We start from the raw sequence: 16,769 nt of genomic DNA, 5'->3' as shown, positions 1-16,769 counted from the left end.
CGCGCGGCTGTGCTACCGGCAAGCGGGGTTCAGCAATATGGCGCTGGCGCGCCAGGCCTTGGTGGGCGCGCCGGAGCCGGGGGGCTGGGTGTCGAGCAAGGGCGCGCGGCGTTGAAAACCGGCGGCTAGCCTTCCGCCAGCGCCGCCATCACCTTGGCCGACAAGGCCTGCGGCTGGGCGGTGACGCGCAGCAGGTGGCGCACCGCTGGGTGCGGCGGCCGGTGCACGGCGATGCCGTCGGACAGCAGTTGCCGGTGGATGGCCTCGCTGCTGGCGGCGTCGCGGTAGGCGATGCAGACGAAGTTGGTGTGCGAGGGCATCACCACCAGGTCGCGCGCGCGCAGCGCGTCGGCCAGCTTGTCGCGCAGGTGGATGGTGGCGGCGATCAACTGCCGCGAGTAGTCCGGATCGTCCATCACCGTCTGCGCCGCCAGCTGGGCGAAGCTGGACAGCGCGAATTGCGGGCGGATCTGGTCCGCCTTGGCGACGATGTCCGGCGGCGCGATGGCGTAGCCCACGCGCAGGCCGGCCAGCGCATAGGCCTTGGACAGCGTGCGCAGCCTCAGGGTGTTGGGCAGCGCTCCGCGCGGCGGCGCGTCTTGCGCGTCCACGCAGAAATCGACATAGGCCTCGTCCAGGATCAGCAGGGTGGTGGAGGGCAGCATTTCGCGCAGCGACAGCAGCTCGTCCGCGCCCCAGTAATGACCGGTGGGATTGTCCGGATTGGCCAGGTAGAGCACGGCGGCGCGTTCGGCGCGCGCCACTTCGGCCAGGCGAGGCAGATCGGTTTGCAGCCGGTCGCCCTGCTGCTGATAGGGCACTTCCAGGATGCGCGCGCCCACGCCTTCGGCGAAGTAGCGGAAGGTGGGGTAGGTGCCGGCGGTGCAGACCACGGCGTCGCCGACATTACAGGACAGGCGCAGCGCCAGCAGGATCAGGCTGTCGGCGCCGGTGTCGAACAGCACTTGGCCGGCGTCCACGCCATTGTGGGCCGCCGCGCGCTGGCGCAGGCCGTGGGCGTAGGGGTCGGGATAGAGCCTGGCCAGTTCGGCCATCGCTTCGCCAAACTGCGCCGCCAGCGGCGAGGCCGGCTTGGCCATGCTTTCGTTGGAGCCGATGCGCGCGCCGATGCGATGCCCCAATGCCGCTTCCAGTTTGGCGATGCCGGGGAAGGGATTGATGATGGTGTGGTGTTCCAGGTGGCGGGCGAAGTGGGGCATCGGTAACTCCTTGTCTGCTATAGGTGCGGCCGGCGCGGTATTCGCCGGTTCAGCCGCTGTGACTCCAAACGAGTGTAAAGGATTCAAACGCCGCGCAGAAAACCGCGCGGGAATAAGGTTATGCTTAAGGCATTTTCTGTGCCAGCCTTGCTTGCAAGGCCGGCCAGAGCCGCTTGGGGCGGGTTCAATATCTTATCGCCGGCGCTTAGCGAGCGGCGGAGGCGGCCTGCTTGCCGGCGGCCGGCGCCGACGCGTCCGATTTGACCGGCGCTTGGACCGCGGGTTTGGCCGCCGACGCGGCGGCGGGCTTGGGCAGATAGAGCGGGCCTTTGAAGCCGCAGGCGGTCAGGAGCAGGGTCAGGCTTGCACAAGCCAGCAGGGTGCGCATACGGATGGATTCCAATGTGGCAAAATCTCGATACTAGCAAAGCCGGCGCGCATCGTGTGACTCCGGCGCGCCGAGCCCACCCCTAAATTTAGGAATAGCGCAATGAACGAATCCGAATTCCTGCAACAGACCGACGCCATTTTCGCGTGCATCGAAACCGCGATCGACGATAACGATCTCGATGTGGACTACCTGATTTCGGGCAATGTACTGGACCTCGAGTTCAGCGACGGCGCCAAGATCATCATCAACCGTCATACCGCCAATCAGGAGTTGTGGATCGCGGCCAAGAGCGGCGGCTACCATTTCGCCTTCCAGAACGGCCAGTGGATCGCCGCGCGCGACGGCGCCGAATTCTTCGCCACGCTCAGCGCCGCCATTGCCGCCGCCTGCGGTGAAACCATAGGCTTTGGCGAGTGAGCCATCTGGTCTGGCTGGGCTTGGGCGGGCTGGCGGTGTCGGCCTTCACCTCGGCCACCATCCTGCCGGGCAATTCCGAACTGGCGCTGTCCGCCTTTCTGTACAAATGGCCGGAGTGGTTGTGGCCGGCCTTGCTGGTGGCCACGGTGGCCAATACCGCCGGCAGCATCACCAGCTTGTGGCTGGGGCGGCTGGCGCCGCGCAAGGCGTTGCCGCCGAGGCTGGCCGGCTGGTTTCAGCGTTTCGGCCCGGCGGTGCTGGTCTTGTCCTGGCTGCCGGTGATTGGCGACGCCATTCCCTTGGCCGCCGGCTGGCTGCGTCTGCCGTGGTGGTCCAGCATTCTGTGGCTGACGCTGGGCAAGGCGGCGCGTTATCTGGCCTTGGCCTGGGGCGTGTTGCTGTTGTCGAGTTGAGCCGGTAATAACAACGGAAATGAAAAAGGACATGCGCGAGCATGTCCTTTTTTGGTGAGCGGAGCGGAATCAGCAGCCCTGTTTCAGCGCCAGTTCCAGGCTCTTGTTGTAATGCTGGGCCGCTTGCTCTTCCTTGCCGGTGGCTTCGAACAGCCGCGCCAGCTCGGCGTGGGCGCACAGCGTCGGCGAGATCGAGGCGCTGGCTTCCAGATAGCTTTGCGCCTTGCCCCACAGTTGCTGGCATAGCGCCAGCCGGCCCAGCGCCATCAGCAGCCAGTGGTCGCGCGGGCGTTTCTTCAGCCAGTTTTCCGCGGTTTTCAGCAGTTCCAGGCGCTTGTCCTCGCTCAGGTGCTCGGCCAGCTTGCCCAGCTCGCGCGACAGTTCAGGGGTGTCGTGGTCGTCGTTGGCCAGCGCGCCGGCCAGCAGGGTGGCGGCGTAGTCGTAGTCTTGCAGCACGATCAGCCGCTCCACCACTTGGTCCACCAGCTGCGGGTTGCTGCGCTCGGCTTCCGGGATGCGGCGCAGCCAGTCGCGGATTTCCTGGCCGCCCAGCAGGGTGACCAGTTGTTGCTGGTAGGCGGCCAGACGGTAGCGGCGCGCCTGTTCCGGCTCCAGCGCGTCGGCCTTGAGCAGTTTTTCGGTCAGCGCCAGCACCGCTTCCGGCTGTTTCTGCAGCAGGCGCACTTTCAGTTCCAGCCGCAGCGCGTTGGTCAGATTGGGCGACAGCGCGCGCACGCGTTCGATGGCGGCCAGCGCGCCCAGCGGGTCCTTGGCTTCCAGTTTCAGCTCGGCGTCCAGCATGTGGCGCGCCAGTTGCAGCCGCGGCGGCATCGCTTCCAGCTGCGCCAGGTAGCCGTCGCGCTTTTCCAGGTCGCCGGCGGCGCCGGCGGAGCGGGCGGCGATCAATAACGCCAGCGCCTTGTTTTCCAGCGAGTATTCATTGTCCAGCGATTTGCTGGCTTCGCGCTCGGCTTTCTGGAAGCGGCCCTCGAAGTAGGAGATGCCGGCTTCGCGCAGCGCATGGCGCGCGGCCTTGAGCTTTTTCTGGCGCTGGAAGCGGCGCACTTCCTCGGGCAGGTTGGCGGCCACCGCCACCATGCGCAGCACCAGGTGCACCACGAAGATCAGCACGATCACCGACACGATCAGCAGATTGAACGACACTTCCATCCGGTACGGCGGCAGGAACAGGATGGCGTAGCCGGTGTTGACGGTGGCGGCCAGGCCGACCAGCACCGCGAGGGCAAACAGCCCGGTAATCCACAAGGCGAATTTCACGGTTTATTCTCCTGCCGCGCCTTGGGCGTCGCGCACGGCCTTCAGGCTGGCGTTCATGTCCGGCAGGGTCACGTCCAGCGGCGCGCTTTCCAGCTCGCCCAGCGTGCCCAGCCATTGGGTGACCGGCGGCGCGTCGCGGTCGAAGTAGCGCTGCACATAGCTGCGCGCGGCGACGATGTCGGCGCTGAAGGTCTTGCCGTCGCGCTGGATCAGCGCCAGGCGCGCGTCCAGCAGGCGCATCTTCAGGTTTTCACGCAGGAAGAAGGCTTGCTCCGGCGACAGCAGCAGCGCTTCCGGCTTGTCCATGCGGCGGATGTGGATCAGTTCGCCCAGGCTCTTGCTGACATCGGCCAGCAGCCGTTCCCACAGCGGCGCGCTGGCCGGCGTGGCGGCCTTGGTCTGCGTTTTCTGGTCGGCCAGGCGGTGAGCGTCCACCGCCAGCGGCAGGCTGTCGGCGGACAGCATCAGCCGGTCCAGCTTGACGGTGAGGCCCACGCTGTCCAGATAGGGCAGGGCCTTGAGTTTTTCCAGATCGGTGGCCACCGATTTTTTCACCGCGATCAGCTGCGGGCGGTCGAATTTGGCCAGGCGCGCGTCCACCATTTCCAGCGCGGACACGGCGGCCGGCACATTGCCGGCCAATTGCAGTTGCTGGCTGGCGATGGCCAGGGTGTGCTCGACCTCGGACAGCAGCCAGTCGGTGCGGTTCTTGGTCAGTTCCTGGTACATGCCGTTCAGCGTCGCGTACTGGCCGGCGGATTCGTTGACGCGGGCTTCCATCAGCGCCAGGCGGCCTTCGGTGGCGCGGTTGGCGCTGATGGCCTGTTCGGTCATCGCGCGCAGTTCCTTGGCGGACCCGCTGCCTTCGGCCAGCCGGCGCGCCAGTTCCTGGCGGGCGGCGGTCAGCTCTTGCTGCGAGCTGTAGTACTGCCAGCCGGACACGCCCAGCGCGGCAATGGCGATCAACAAGGCCGGACTCAGCGACTTCTTGGACTCGGGTTTGGCGGTTTCGGTGATCTGGGATTCGCTCATGGGTGACGACAGAACCATTCTTTAAGGCCGGCGACCAGCGCGCTGTCTTCGGCCCGGGTTGTCATGATGCGTGTCGCGCCTTGCGCGGCGAGGCGGTCGGCCACGCGCGCATGCGGCACGCAATATAGCAGGCATTGTAACGTCCTGATTCGACTGGAGCCAGCGAGACGGAACAATTGCTCTACGATTTCGCCGGATGTGACGATGATGGCGTCCGGCGGCGCGCGGTCGAAAGCCGGCCAATCCGGCGCGCCGTCGCGCCTGAGGTAGATCTCGGCGAAGTCCACCGCCGCGCCGCGCGCGGTCAGTTGTTGGGCCAGCAGCGGCCTGCCGCCGACGCCGCGCACGATCAGCACGCGCTGGCCGCGCATATCGGCCAGTTCCGGCAGCGCCAGCAGCGCTTCGCTGTCGCTGCCCTCGGCGGGGTGCAGCACCGTCCGGCCGCTGAGCGCGGCCAGTTTGGCGGCGCTGGCGCGGCCGACGCAGATCAGCCGCTTGGCGGCGAGGTCCAGCGCTTGCAGCGCCGGCCAGGCCTGGTCTATGGCGCTGGGGCTGACGAAGACCAGGCAATCCGCCGCCGCCGCCTGTTGCGGCAGCGCCGCCAGCGCGTCCGGCCGCGTTTCGATCTCCATCAGCGGCAGATGGCCGGCGTCGAAGCCGGCGGCGGCGAGCAGGCGCAGCAACTCGGCGCTTTGCGCCTGCGGGCGGGCGACCAGGACGCGCGGCATCGCGGTCTCAGCGCGGGTCGGCCAGCACCGCTTCGATCAGCGGGCCGGCGCCGTCGTCCAGCAGCTTCTTGGCCACGGCGCGGCCCAGCGCGTCGGCGTAGTCGGCCGGCGCGCTGGCGCTGGCGGTCAGCATCACCGAGCCGTCCGGGCTGGCGACGAAGCCGCCCAGCGCCAGCGTGCCCTCGTCCAGGGTGGCGAAGGCGCCCAGCGGCACTTGGCAGCTGCCGCCCAGTTCGCGCGCCAGCGCGCGCTCGGCGCTGACACAGGCGTGGGTGGCGGCGTGGTTCAGAGGCGCGAGCAGTTGCATCAGGTCGGCGCGGTCGGCGCGGATCTCGATGCCCAGCGCGCCCTGGCCGGCGGCCGGCAGGCTTTCCGACGGTGGCAGTTCCTTGCGGATGCGATCGGCGAGGCCCAGGCGCTTGAGGCCGGCGGCGGCCAGGATGATGGCGTCGTACTCGCCGTCGTCCAGCTTGCGCAGCCGGGTTTGCACATTGCCGCGCAGCGGCTTGACCACCAGCCGCGGATAGCGGGCGCGGATCTGCGATTCGCGGCGCAGGCTGGAGGTGCCCACCACCGCGCCGTCCGGTAGCTCTGACAGGTCGGCGTAGCGGGCGGACACCAGCGCGTCGCGCGGGTCTTCGCGTTCGCAGATCGCCGCCAGCGCGAAGCCTTCCGGCAGCACCATCGGCACGTCCTTGATCGAATGCACCGCCAGATCGGCGCGGCCTTCGGCCAGCGCCACTTCCAGCTCTTTGACGAACAGGCCTTTGCCGCCGATCTTGGACAGGGTTTTGTCCAGGATCTGGTCGCCCTGGGTGGTCATGCCCAGGATGTCCACGCTGAGGTGGGGATAGAGCGCTTGCAGCCGGGCCTGGATGTGTTCGGCCTGCCACATGGCCAGCCGGCTTTCGCGGCTGGCGATGACGATTTTGTCCATGAAAACCGGTTTCCGATCGGGCTATGTGCTTGGATGGCGGGCATTCTAGCATGCCGGCCCGGCGCGCAGCGCCGCCGTATCGTCCAGGCGGCGGCGTAAAGCTTGATGTTGCGCAATGCGCAGTCAGGTCAATATCTAACTGGTTAAATGACAGTAGTGTTGCCACTACAGCGGCAAGCCTGCTTATGATGTTTTGCATGCGAAACGAATCGTCTGAAGTCAGCGACCGCGCTGACTTGAGCCGATTCAAAACTAGGAGCGGCCACGGCCGCTCGTCATCATCAAGGGATACCGAATGAGCGATTTAGACAAGGACTTGCCGCTGCGCGCCGATCTGGCGCGCCTGGACCGCGCGCTGGCCGAGGTGTTGAGCGAACAGGCCGGCCCCGAGGTCTACGCCGAGGTGCGCGCCATCGCCGGCCGCAGCGCCGAGGAACGCAGCCAGCCCTTGGCGGCTGAGTTGAGCCCGGCGGCAGCGATGGCGCTGGTGCGCGCCTGCGGCCTGTACGCCCAGCTGTTCAATATCGCCGAGGATCTGCACCATGTGCGCCGCCGCCGCGCCCACCGCCAGGCCGGCTCCGCGCCGCAGCAGGGCAGCCTGTCGCGCGCGCTGGGCAAGCTGAAGGCGGACGGCGTCAGCATCGCCATGCTGGCCGACACCCTGCGCGACGCCTATGTCGGCGCCATCCTCACCGCCCACCCCACCGAGGTGCAGCGCCAGAGCGTGCTGGACGGCCACCGCGCGGTGCGCCGTTTCCTGGGCAAGCTGGCGGCGGCGGATCTGACGCCGGAAGAGGAGGAGGAACTGGAGGCCAAGCTCAAGCGCGTGATCGTCGCGCTGTGGCAGACCTCGGAAATCCGCCACTTCAAGCTGGCGGTCAAGGACGAGATCGAAAACGGCGTCGCCTATCATCCGCTGACCTTCTTCCAGGCCTTGCCGGCGCTGTACCAACGTCTGGACCGGCAGATCGAGGCCACCTGGGGCCAGACGACGCCGCTGCCGTCCTTCATCCGCGTCGGCAGCTGGATAGGCGGCGACCGCGACGGCAACCCCAATGTCGACGCCGTGGTGTTGCGCCACGCGGTGACGCGCCAGGCGCAAGTGGCGTTCGAACATTATCTGTACGAGCTGGCGGCGCTGTACCGCGAGCTGTCGCTGTCGCAGCGCCTGGTCGGCGTCAGCCCGGCGCTGGCCAAGTTGGCGGCGTTGACGCCGGACCAGGAGGAGAGCCGCCGCGAGGAGCCGTACCGGCGCGCGCTGGCGGCGATGGAGGCGCGGGTGCTGGCCACCGGCCTGCAATTGGGCGTGAGCCTGAGCGGGCGCTGGCCGGCGGGCCGGCCCTATGCCGACCAGGCTGAATTCCAGGCCGATCTCGCGGTGCTGGACGCCTCGCTGCGCGAGCACGGCAGCGCGACGCTGGCCGACGGCCGGCTGGCGGAATTGATCCGCGCGGTGGATGTGTTCGGCTTCTTCCTGATGCCGCTGGACCTGCGCCAGTTCGCCGGCAGCCACGAGGCGGTGGTGGGCGAGCTGTTCGCCCGCGCCGGGCTGGAGGAGTTCGCGGCGCTGGACGAGGCGGCGCGCAGCCGGGTGCTGCTGCGCGAGCTGGCCACGCCGCGGCTGCTGTATTCGCCCTATCTGGACTACAGCGCCGAAACCGAGAAGGAGCTGGCGATCTTCCGCGAGGCGGCCTTGATCCAGCGTCAGTTCGGCGCCGACGCCATCGGCCAGAGCATCATCTCCAACTGCGCCCAGGTCAGCGACATCCTGGCGCTGGCGCTGCTGCTGAAGGAGGCCGGCATGATCCGGCTGGTGGACGGACAGCCGCGCGCCAGCGTCAACCTGGTGCCGCTGTTCGAAACCATTTCCGATCTGGAGCGCAGCGCCCAGGTGATGACGGCGTTGTTCGCGCTGCCGTGGTACCAGCAGTTGCTGGACAGCCGCGGCCGCATGCAGGAAGTGATGCTGGGCTATTCCGACAGCAATAAGGACGGCGGTTATCTGACCAGCCAATGGCAGCTTTACCAGGCGGAAAAGCGGCTGGTGCGCTGTTTCGCCGACGGCCGGGTCAAGCTGCGGCTGTTCCACGGCCGCGGCGGCTCGGTGGGCCGCGGCGGCGGTCCGTCGTTCGAGGCCATCATGGCGCAGCCGGCCGGCAGCGTGGCCGGCCGCATCCGCATCACCGAGCAGGGCGAGGTGATCGCGTCCAAGTATTCGGACCCGGCCATCGGCGGCCGCAACCTGGAAGCCCTGGTGGCGGCGACGCTGGAGGCCAGCCTCAGCGGCCGCGCCAGCTGCGAGACCGACGAGACCGTGTTCGACGAGCTGTCGGACGCCGCCTTCCGCGCCTATCGCGAACTGGTGGAGGCGCCGGGCTTCATGCAGTACTTCCTGGAGGCGACGCCGATCAACGCCATCGCCAAGCTCAATATCGGCAGCCGGCCGGCCTCGCGCAAGAGCCTGGCCTCGATCAAGGATTTGCGCGCCATTCCCTGGGTGTTCTCCTGGTCGCAATCACGGGTGATGCTGCCCGGCTGGTTCGGCGTCGGCTCGGCGGTGCGCGCCTTCATCGAGCGCCACGGCGAAGCCGGCCGCGCGCGCCTGCAAAGCTTGTACCGCAGCTCGCCGTTCTTCCAGGTGGTGTTGTCCAATATGGAACAGGTGCTGGCCAAGGCGGATCTGGGCATCGCCCGCCGCTTCGCCGGCCTGGTGGAGGACCGCGCGCTGGCCGAGGCGCTGTTCGGCCGCATCCAGGCCGAGTGGCAGGCGACGCTGGACGCTTTCTACGCCATCACCGGCCAGAGCGCGCTGTTGGAGAAGAACCCGACGCTGCACCGCAGCCTGGAAACGCGCTTGCCGTATCTGGACGCGCTGGGCCTGTTGCAGGCCGAGTTGCTGAGCCGGCTGCGCCGTCAGCCGGACGACGCCGAGGCCTTGTACGCTATCCATCTGACCATCAACGGCACTTCGGCCGGCTTGCGCAACAGCGGTTGAGGCCAGGCGCGGCGGCGGCACTGGCCCGTCGCCGCGCAGCGTGCCGTTCTAGTTTTCCTCGCCCAACAGCAGCCGCTGCAGGGCGTCCAGCGCCGGCTGGCGCAGTCCGCGGCGGCGGATCAGCGTGGTCTGGGCCTGGCCCAGGTCCGCCGGCAGCGGATGGGTGGACACCTGGGCCGCCATCAGCGGCATGCTGTCCAGCAGGCTTTGCGGCAGCAGCGCCAGCCCCATGCCGCTGGCGACGCAGCTGAGCATGGCGTGGTAGGAGCCCAGTTCCACCAGGCGGCGCGGCTGCACGCCCTGGCGCTGCATCCAGGCTTCCAGCCGCTGGCGGTAGGCGCAGCCGTGGCCGAAGGTCAGCAGCGTGGTCTCGCCCAATAGGCGCAGCGACAGCTCGCGCTGGCCGGCGGCGGCCACCAGCACGATGGTTTCCTCGAACACCAGCGCCTCGTCCAGGCGTTCGTCGCCGGCCGGGCCGCTGATCAGCGCCGCGTCCAGCCGGCCTTCCAGCACCGCGCGCCGCAAGTCGTTGGACACGCCGGCTTTCAGCTCCAGCTGCACCGCCGGGTAGCGGCGGTGGTAGCCGGCCAGCACCGGCGCCAGCCGCGAGGCGGCGGTGCTTTCCATCGCGCCCAGCCGCAAGCTGCCGGCCGGCTCCGCGCTGGCCACCGCCTGGCGCGCTTCCTCGGCCAGGCTCAGCAGCCGCTCGGCGTAGTCGCCCAGCCGGCGGCCGGCCTCGGTGGGGATCAGCTTCTTGCCTTCGCGCAGGAACAGCGGCACGCCCAGTTTGTCTTCCAGCTGCCGCAGCCGGGTAGTGACATTGGATTGCACCCGGTGCAGTCGGGCGGCGGCGCGCGTCACGCCGTCTTCCTGCAGCACGGCCTGGAATATGTGCAGTTCGTCCAATTCCATCGTTCTCTCCAAGAGATTATCTGAATCATAATAATTCATTTTTTGGAATGACGCGCGCGGGCTAGCATGCAAGCATTCCCATTCCCGGAGCGTGAACATGTCCACCCTTTCCCTGCGCCAGGGCTATCTGGCCGCCTTCGGCGCCGTCGCCATCTGGACCGGCTTCAACCTGGTGTCGCGCCTCGCCGCCAAGAGCGCGCTGGCCGGCACCGACATGCTGGCGCTGCGCGTCGGCGTCGCCGCGCTGATCCTGCTGTTGTGCGGCGGCCTGCCGCGCGGCGCCTTGCGCGATGCCCGGCTGTGGCTGCTGACCTTGCTGGGCGGCCTGGGCGTCAGCCTGTTCGCCTACAGCGGCTTCAAATACGCGCCGGCGGCGCATGGCGGCCTGCTGCTGCCGGGCATGCAGCCCTTTCTGGTGGCCTTGTTCGCCTGGCTGTTGGCCGGGGAGCGCTTGCAGCGCCACAAACTGCCCGGTTACGCCTTGATAGGCGCCGGACTGGTCTTGAGCGCGCTGCCCCTGTTCAGCGGCGCCGGCGGCGATAGCTGGAAGGGCGATCTGCTGCTATTGCTGGCTTCGGTGAGCTGGGCGGCTTTCGGCGTGCTGGCGCGGCGCTGGGCCTATCCGGCCTGGCCGCTGACGCGGGCGATCACCATCATGGCGGCGCTGATTTATCTGCCGATCTATCTGCTGTGGCTGCCCAAGCATCTGGCGGCGGCGTCCTGGCCGACGCTGCTATTCCAGGCCGCCTATCAGGGCGGCGCGGCGGCCATCGTGGCGATGGTGCTGTATCTACGCGCGATCACGGTGTTGGGCGCGGTGAGGGTGGGGATGTTGTTCGCCCTGATTCCGGTCTTGGCCGGCTTGCTGGCGGTGCCCTTGCTGCACGAGGCGCTGACCGGCTATCTGGCCGCCGGCCTGGCGTGCGTCAGTCTGGGCGCGTGGCTGGCGGCGCGCCAGCCGGCCGCCGTTGCGGCGGCGGTGCCGGCGGCGTGCGGCGCGCGCTGAGAACCTGTTCAAGGTCTCGCTGAAGCGCAGCAGGCATGGAACAGCTTCTGCGATCCAGTCAGGGCGCGGGGATTTCCAGCACTTGCCAGCCCTCTTTGCGGGCTTGCAGGAAGTTCATCACCGAATCCACGGTCACGGTCTGGATGCGGTCGGCGTAGCGCATCTCGTTGGGGTGGTCGTCGAAGGCGACATTGGCCTTGAACATGCGGCCGCCCAGCCGCGTCAGCGGCCCCAGCTTGAGTTCCGACGGCGCGTAGCCGTTGAGCTTGAGCCACATCTGCGCCTGTTCGCGGTTGGCGATGCGCGCTTCCTGACTGGCCGAGGCCGCCAGCGTTTCCAGCACCCAGGTGTTGGAGTTTTCGTAGCGGGTGGCGAAGGGGTAGGCCAGCAGGCTGTATTGCGGGGTGTGCAGTTCGCGCAGCCGCGGCGGCGCCTGCAGCCGTTCGCGCAGGCGCGCGGCCAGCGCCGGCGGCGGCAGCAGCGCCACCGACTCGAAGGAATACATATCGTCGAGGAAGAAATTGCCCAGGCCCTCGTACCACAGGTCGGAGCTGGCGCTGCCGCAGTCGTTGAGCAGGTGGGCGACGCGCCAGCGGCCTTCCGGCTGGCGGTAGGCGATGCCGACATGGGTGTAGCGAAGCTTGAAACGCGATAGGTCCTGGCCGACGCGGCCTATCACCGCGACGTCGCCGCCGCTGGCGTCCAGCTTTTGCCGCAGTTGTTCGGCGGCGGCCATCGCCTTGCCGAAGGTGGCCGGGGTGATGGTTTGTTCCTCGCAGCTGCGGCCGGCCTGGGCGGCTTGCGGCAGCAGCAGGCAGAGCGCCAGGCCAAGGCCGGCGAGGCGGGCGGGCAGAGCGTCAGGACGGGACACGGTTATGCTCCAGCAGGGCCTCGCCCAGCTTGTTGGGGATGAAGGCCAGCACTTTGCCGGAGGTGACCAGCATGGTGCCGCTGGCCACCGCGCTCACTTGCACCGAGGCGCCGACCGCGGCGCCGGTGGCTTTCAGCGCCTTGCCGGACAATTCCACCACCAGCTTGGCGCCGCCTTGCACCGCGTCCAGCGACATCTTGACGGTGTCGCCGGCGCCCTGGGCCAGACCGGTGATCACATAGGCGCTGCCGGTGACCGCCAGCACCGGGGCCAGCAGCGATTCGCCCTTGCCCTGGGCGCTGCCGGCCACGCTGATTGCCGGCGCGGCGACGATGGACAGGGTGCCGACGGAGATTTTCTCGGAGGCGGTGTCGGTCTGGGACAGGCCGGCCCAGGCGGGCAGCGCGGACAGCAGCAGGCTGGACAGCAGGAGGGCTTTGAGCATGGATAATCCGGAATCAGGGAAATGACGCCAGCTTGCCCATTTTATGACGAAAGGGCAATGCTCAGCCTTGGCGCAATAGTGCCAACAGCGCCGCGCCGTCCAGCCGCGCGCTGAGATCGCCGCCGTCCAGCAGGCTGTCGGCCAGTTCGCGCTTGCTGGCGTGCAGCGCCACGATCTTTTCTTCTATGGTGTGTTGGGCCACCAGCCGGTACACCGTCACCGGCCGCTGCTGGCCCATGCGGTAGGCGCGGTCGCTGGCCTGGTCTTCCACCGCCGGGTTCCACCAGGGGTCGAGGTGGATCACGTAGTCGGCGGCGGTCAGATTGAGGCCGGTGCCGCCGGCTTTCAGGCTGATCAGGAACACCTCGCCGTCGCCGGCCTGGAAGGCGTCCATGCGCGCCTTGCGCTGCGGGCCGGGCACCGCGCCGTCCAGATACTGGTAGCGGATGCCTTGCTCGTCTAGCCAGCGGCGCACGATGGCGAGGTGGTCGACGAACTGGCTGAACACCAGCGCCTTGTGGCCGTTGTCCAGCAGTTCCAGCATCAGTTCGCGGAACAGCGTCTGCTTGGCGGAGGGCAATGCGCTGTCCGGCTGGGTCAGCGTCGGGTGGCAGCAGAAGCGGCGCAGCCGGGTCAGTTCGGCCAGCACTTGCATCGCGCCGCCCTCGGCCTCGCCCGGCTGGCCCAGCTTGTCCAGCGCCTGCTGGCGCATCGCCTCGTAGACTTCCATTTCCGCCTCGCTCAGCGGGATGGCGCGGGTGATGTCGGTGCGCGGCGGCAGTTCGGTCAGCACCTGTTGCTTGGTGCGGCGCAGCAGATAGGGGCGGATCAGCGCTTTCAGCGCGTCGCGGGCGTCCTCGTCGCCGTCGGCGATGGGTTGGGCGAAGCGCTGCTGGAATTTGTCCTCGTTGCCCAGCAGGCCGGGCGCGACGAAGCGGAACAGGCTCCACAATTCGCCCAGATGGTTTTCCACCGGGGTGCCGCTGGCGGCCAGGCGGAAATCGGCGTAGAGCGCGTGGGCGGCCTGGGCGCGCTGGCTGGCGGCGTTCTTGATCGCCTGCGCCTCGTCCAGCACCACGCTGGCCCAGCGCACCTCGGCGAAGGCGTCGGCGTCGCGTTGCAGCAGGCCGTAGCTGGCCACCACCAGATCGCCGGGGCCGGCGCTGTCCAGCCGCCGTTGTTGCTGGTAGGGCCGCAGCCGCAGGCTGGGCGCGAAGCGGGCGGCCTCGGCCAGCCAGTTCAGCGCCACCGAGGTGGGCGCCACCACCAGCTGCGGGCCGAGCGCGGCGCGGCTGAGCAAGAGCGCCAGCGTCTGCACGGTTTTGCCCAGGCCCATATCGTCGGCCAGGCAGGCGCCGGCGCCCCAGTGGGCCAGCCGCGCCAGCCAGTTGTAGCCTTGCTGCTGGTAAGGCCGCAGCGTGGCGCGCAGGGTGTCCGGTATTTCGGGTTCGAAGCTTTGCAGCGATTGCAGCCGCCGCCATTGTTCATTCCAGCCCGCGTCGCCGTCGAAAGCGCCGGCCTCGGCCGCCAGTTCGCCCAGCCGCGGCGCGGCCAGCGGGCTCAGGCGCAGGCCGCCGGGCGCGGCGTGGTCGGCCAGCAGCGTCAGCTGACGCAGCCGGGCGGCGAGGGAGTCGGACAGCGCCAGCCAATCGCCGTCGGACAGGCGCAGATAGCGGCCGGACTGGCCGGCCAGAGCTTCCAGCAAATGACGCAGCGCCAGGATGTTGCCGTCGTCCAGCCCCAGTTCGCCGTCCACTTCCAGCCAGCCGCCCTTGCGCTTGGCGCTCAGTTTCAGTTGCGGCAGGCCGACGCCGGCGCGGATGCGCTGGCGCTGGCCGGACGGCCATTCGCATTGCAGGATGTCCGCGTCCAGCGTCTGCAGTTCGGCCAGCAGGTCCAAGGCCGCCTGCTGGCCGTCCACCACCCATTCGTCGCCGTCGCGGCGCGCGGCGGCCAGCGTCGGGCAGGCGGCGTGGACCTGGCGCTGGCGGGCGCGTTCGGCGGCGAGGTCGCGCTTGAGCTGCAGCGCGACGCCGTCCACGCTCACCACCAGGCCGGGCGCGCCGCGACCGGGCGCGTACAGCGCGCTGGCCGGGTGCGGGCGCACTTTCAGCTGCAGCCGCAAGCCGGCCTCGTCCAGCCGCAGCAGCGCGCGCAAGGTGACGTCGGCCGGCTGGCTGGGCAGGCTGTCGTCGAAGCTGGCGCTGACGTCGTGCAAGGGCAGTTCCGGCGCGATGTCGCGGATGGCGTCCAGCACTTTCTTGCGGGCGTGCCAGGGCAGGCTCAGGCTGTGGCCGAGCAGGGCTGCGATCTGGCGCACTTCCTCGTCCAGCCGGTAGACCGCGAGCCGGTCCGGCGCCAGCTTGCGCCACAGCACGCCGGCGCAGGCGGCGATGCCGGGAGGGCTTAGCCGCAGGGAGATCTGTTCGCCCTGGCGCTCCAGTTCCAGCGCCACTTGGCCGGCTTCCACCCGCAGCGGCTGTTCCGGCGCGTCGGCCCAGCACAGCGCCGGGTGGCCGACCAGCAGCGGCAGCGCGGCTAGCGCGTCCAGCGCCGCGTGGCCGTCGGCGGCGATATCGGCCTGCAAGGCGGCCAGCGCGCGCAGGATCAGCCGGTCCTGGCCGCTGAGCCAGTCCAGTTGCTCTTGTTCCGCCAGCAGCCTGGCCAGCGGCAGGCGCCGGCCGCGGCCATAGCCGTCGGGACCTCGCGTTTGCGCGAAGGCTTGCAGTTCGACGCCGGAGGCTTCGACGCGCAGCCGCCAGGCCAGGCGGGTGACAGGGATGTGCATGCGGGAAGGCGCCGCCGCGTGGAAGCGGCGGCGTTCAGGCTTAGACGCGGCTCAGCGCGCGGGCGGCGGCGGCCAGGGTTTGCTCGATGAGGTCGTCGCTGTGGGCGCTGGAGACGAAGCCGGCTTCATAGGCGGACGGCGCCAGGTAGATGCCTTCGTCCAGCATCGCGTGGAAGAAGCGCTTGAAGCGTTCGATATCGCAGCGGGTGGCTTCGGCGTAGGACTTGGGCGCGTGCTCGCTGAAGTAGAAGCCGAACATGCCGCCCACGCTGTCGCTGCTCATGGTCACGCCGGCCGCGCGCGCGGCGTCGGCCAGGCCCTGGGCCAGGCGCGCGGTGCGGCGGCCCAGCTCTGCGTGGAAGCCCGGCTGCTGGATCAGTTTGAGGGTGGCGAGGCCGGCGGCCACCGACAGCGGATTGCCGGACAGGGTGCCGGCCTGGTAGACGTTGCCCAGCGGCGCGATGCAGGCCATGATGTCGGCGCGGCCGCCAAAGGCCGCCAGCGGCATGCCGCCGCCCACCACCTTGCCCAGCGTGGTCAGGTCCGGCTTGATGCCGTGCAGGCCCTGGGCGCAGTTCAGCGCCACGCGGAAGCCGGTCATCACTTCGTCGTAGATCAGCACCGCGCCGTGTTGCTCGGTCAGGCTGCGCAGCGCCTGGACGAACTCAGCCGAGGGCTGGATCAAGTTCATATTGCCGGCGATCGGTTCCAGGATCACGCAGGCGATCTGGTCGCCGATTTCGCGGAAGGTCTTGTCCAGCTGTTCGACGTCGTTGTACTGCAGCACCAGGGTGTGCTTGGTGCAGTCGGCCGGCACGCCGCCGGAGGACGGGTTGCCGAAGGTGAGCAGGCCGGAGCCGGCCTTGACCAGCAGGCTGTCCGAGTGGCCGTGGTAGCAGCCTTCGAATTTGACGATGAGGTCGCGGCCGGTGAAACCGCGCGCCAGGCGGATCGCCGACATGGTGGCTTCGGTGCCGGAGGAGACCAGGCGCACTTGCTCGACCGAGGGCAGCAGCTTGCGGATTTCCTCGGCGATCAGCACTTCGCCCTCGGTGGGCGCGCCGAAGGACAGGCCGCCAACGGCCGCTTCCTGCACCGCGCGCACCACGTCCGGGTGGGCATGGCCGACGATGGCCGGGCCCCAGGAGCCTACGTAGTCCAGATACTGTTTGTCGTCGGCGTCCCAGAAGTAGGCGCCTTCGGCGCGCTTGACGAAGCGCGGCGTGCCGCCGACCTGGCCGAAGGCGCGCACCGGCGAGTTGACGCCGCCGGGGATGGATTTCTTGCCACGTTCAAACAGTTCCAGATTGCGGGACATGTGCGTTTCCTTGTCGGG

At 68.8% G+C, this 16,769-nt stretch carries 15 protein-coding genes; 4 read left to right on the top strand and 11 right to left on the bottom strand.

The features are described from left to right. Positions 1–125: 125 nt before the first annotated feature. Both VI26_RS06960 and VI26_RS06955 read right to left on the bottom strand, forming a co-directional pair. Positions 126–1,220, bottom strand: coding sequence for a histidinol-phosphate transaminase (locus VI26_RS06960; RefSeq protein WP_048409020.1), 1,095 nt, complete (start codon positions 1,218–1,220; stop codon positions 126–128). Between the two features lie 205 nt (positions 1,221–1,425). Continuing rightward, the gene (locus VI26_RS06955) at positions 1,426–1,608 is read right to left on the bottom strand and encodes a lipoprotein (RefSeq protein WP_048409019.1); all 183 of its coding nucleotides are present in this window, start codon (positions 1,606–1,608) and stop codon (positions 1,426–1,428) included. A 102-nt stretch (positions 1,609–1,710) separates the two neighbouring features. Here VI26_RS06955 and cyaY point away from each other — a divergent pair, with 102 nt between their 5' ends. Then, on the top strand, positions 1,711–2,028 hold the full coding sequence (gene cyaY / locus VI26_RS06950; RefSeq protein ID WP_048409018.1) for an iron donor protein CyaY: 318 nt from the start codon (positions 1,711–1,713) through the stop codon (positions 2,026–2,028). Positions 2,029–2,033: 5 nt separating this feature from the next. Beyond that, a complete protein-coding gene (locus VI26_RS06945) occupies positions 2,034–2,441 on the top strand; it encodes a YqaA family protein (RefSeq protein ID WP_369799196.1) in 408 nt (135 codons plus the stop codon). Between the two features lie 69 nt (positions 2,442–2,510). Here the strand turns inward: VI26_RS06945 and VI26_RS06940 are convergent, their stop codons facing one another. The 4 genes from VI26_RS06940 to hemC are packed head-to-tail and all read right to left on the bottom strand — an operon-like array spanning position 2,511 to position 6,416. Continuing rightward, a complete protein-coding gene (locus tag VI26_RS06940) occupies positions 2,511–3,719 on the bottom strand; it encodes a heme biosynthesis protein HemY (protein ID WP_048409016.1) in 1,209 nt (402 codons plus the stop codon). A gap of 3 nt (positions 3,720–3,722) precedes the next feature. Next, positions 3,723–4,751: a uroporphyrinogen-III C-methyltransferase gene (locus VI26_RS06935; RefSeq protein ID WP_048409015.1), complete on the bottom strand. Its 1,029-nt coding sequence runs from the start codon at positions 4,749–4,751 to the stop codon at positions 3,723–3,725. Continuing rightward, positions 4,748–5,479: a uroporphyrinogen-III synthase gene (locus tag VI26_RS06930; protein ID WP_048409014.1), complete on the bottom strand. Its 732-nt coding sequence runs from the start codon at positions 5,477–5,479 to the stop codon at positions 4,748–4,750. The genes VI26_RS06935 and VI26_RS06930 overlap by 4 nt, the downstream gene beginning before the upstream one ends. Before the next feature lie 7 nt (positions 5,480–5,486). After that, positions 5,487–6,416, bottom strand: coding sequence for a hydroxymethylbilane synthase (gene hemC, locus VI26_RS06925; protein WP_048409013.1), 930 nt, complete (start codon positions 6,414–6,416; stop codon positions 5,487–5,489). A 295-nt stretch (positions 6,417–6,711) separates the two neighbouring features. On the opposite strand from hemC, the gene ppc reads away from it, so the two are divergent. Then, positions 6,712–9,411: a phosphoenolpyruvate carboxylase gene (ppc, locus tag VI26_RS06920; protein ID WP_048409012.1), complete on the top strand. Its 2,700-nt coding sequence runs from the start codon at positions 6,712–6,714 to the stop codon at positions 9,409–9,411. Between the two features lie 48 nt (positions 9,412–9,459). Here ppc and VI26_RS06915 read toward each other — a convergent pair whose 3' ends face one another. After that, on the bottom strand, positions 9,460–10,323 hold the full coding sequence (locus tag VI26_RS06915; protein ID WP_048409011.1) for a LysR family transcriptional regulator: 864 nt from the start codon (positions 10,321–10,323) through the stop codon (positions 9,460–9,462). 97 nt (positions 10,324–10,420) lie between these two features. Between VI26_RS06915 and VI26_RS06910 the strand changes: the two genes are divergently transcribed. Next, positions 10,421–11,329 (top strand): DMT family transporter, encoded by a 909-nt coding sequence (locus VI26_RS06910; protein WP_048409010.1) that lies wholly within the window; start codon positions 10,421–10,423, stop codon positions 11,327–11,329. 58 nt (positions 11,330–11,387) lie between these two features. On the opposite strand, the gene VI26_RS06905 is transcribed toward VI26_RS06910, so the two are convergent. The 4 genes from VI26_RS06905 to hemL form a co-directional block, all read right to left on the bottom strand. Continuing rightward, positions 11,388–12,200: a DUF2145 domain-containing protein gene (locus tag VI26_RS06905; protein WP_231580970.1), complete on the bottom strand. Its 813-nt coding sequence runs from the start codon at positions 12,198–12,200 to the stop codon at positions 11,388–11,390. Further along, positions 12,187–12,645 (bottom strand): hypothetical protein, encoded by a 459-nt coding sequence (locus VI26_RS24400; protein ID WP_048409009.1) that lies wholly within the window; start codon positions 12,643–12,645, stop codon positions 12,187–12,189. Before VI26_RS24400 ends, VI26_RS06905 begins: the two co-directional genes overlap by 14 nt. Before the next feature lie 61 nt (positions 12,646–12,706). Then, positions 12,707–15,433 carry a DEAD/DEAH box helicase gene (locus tag VI26_RS06895; RefSeq protein WP_053074294.1) on the bottom strand — a complete coding sequence of 909 codons (2,727 nt, stop codon included), beginning with the start codon at positions 15,431–15,433 and terminating at the stop codon, positions 12,707–12,709. Positions 15,434–15,473: 40 nt separating this feature from the next. Next, positions 15,474–16,751 carry a glutamate-1-semialdehyde 2,1-aminomutase gene (gene hemL / locus VI26_RS06890; protein WP_048409008.1) on the bottom strand — a complete coding sequence of 426 codons (1,278 nt, stop codon included), beginning with the start codon at positions 16,749–16,751 and terminating at the stop codon, positions 15,474–15,476. Between the last annotated feature and the right edge of the window lie 18 nt (positions 16,752–16,769).

The organism is Chromobacterium sp. LK1, from assembly GCF_001043555.1.
GTDB classification, from domain to species: domain Bacteria; phylum Pseudomonadota; class Gammaproteobacteria; order Burkholderiales; family Chromobacteriaceae; genus Chromobacterium; species Chromobacterium aquaticum.
The sequence above is the reverse complement of the archived record's forward strand: the minus strand, read 5'-3'. Positions and strand labels throughout refer to the sequence as shown.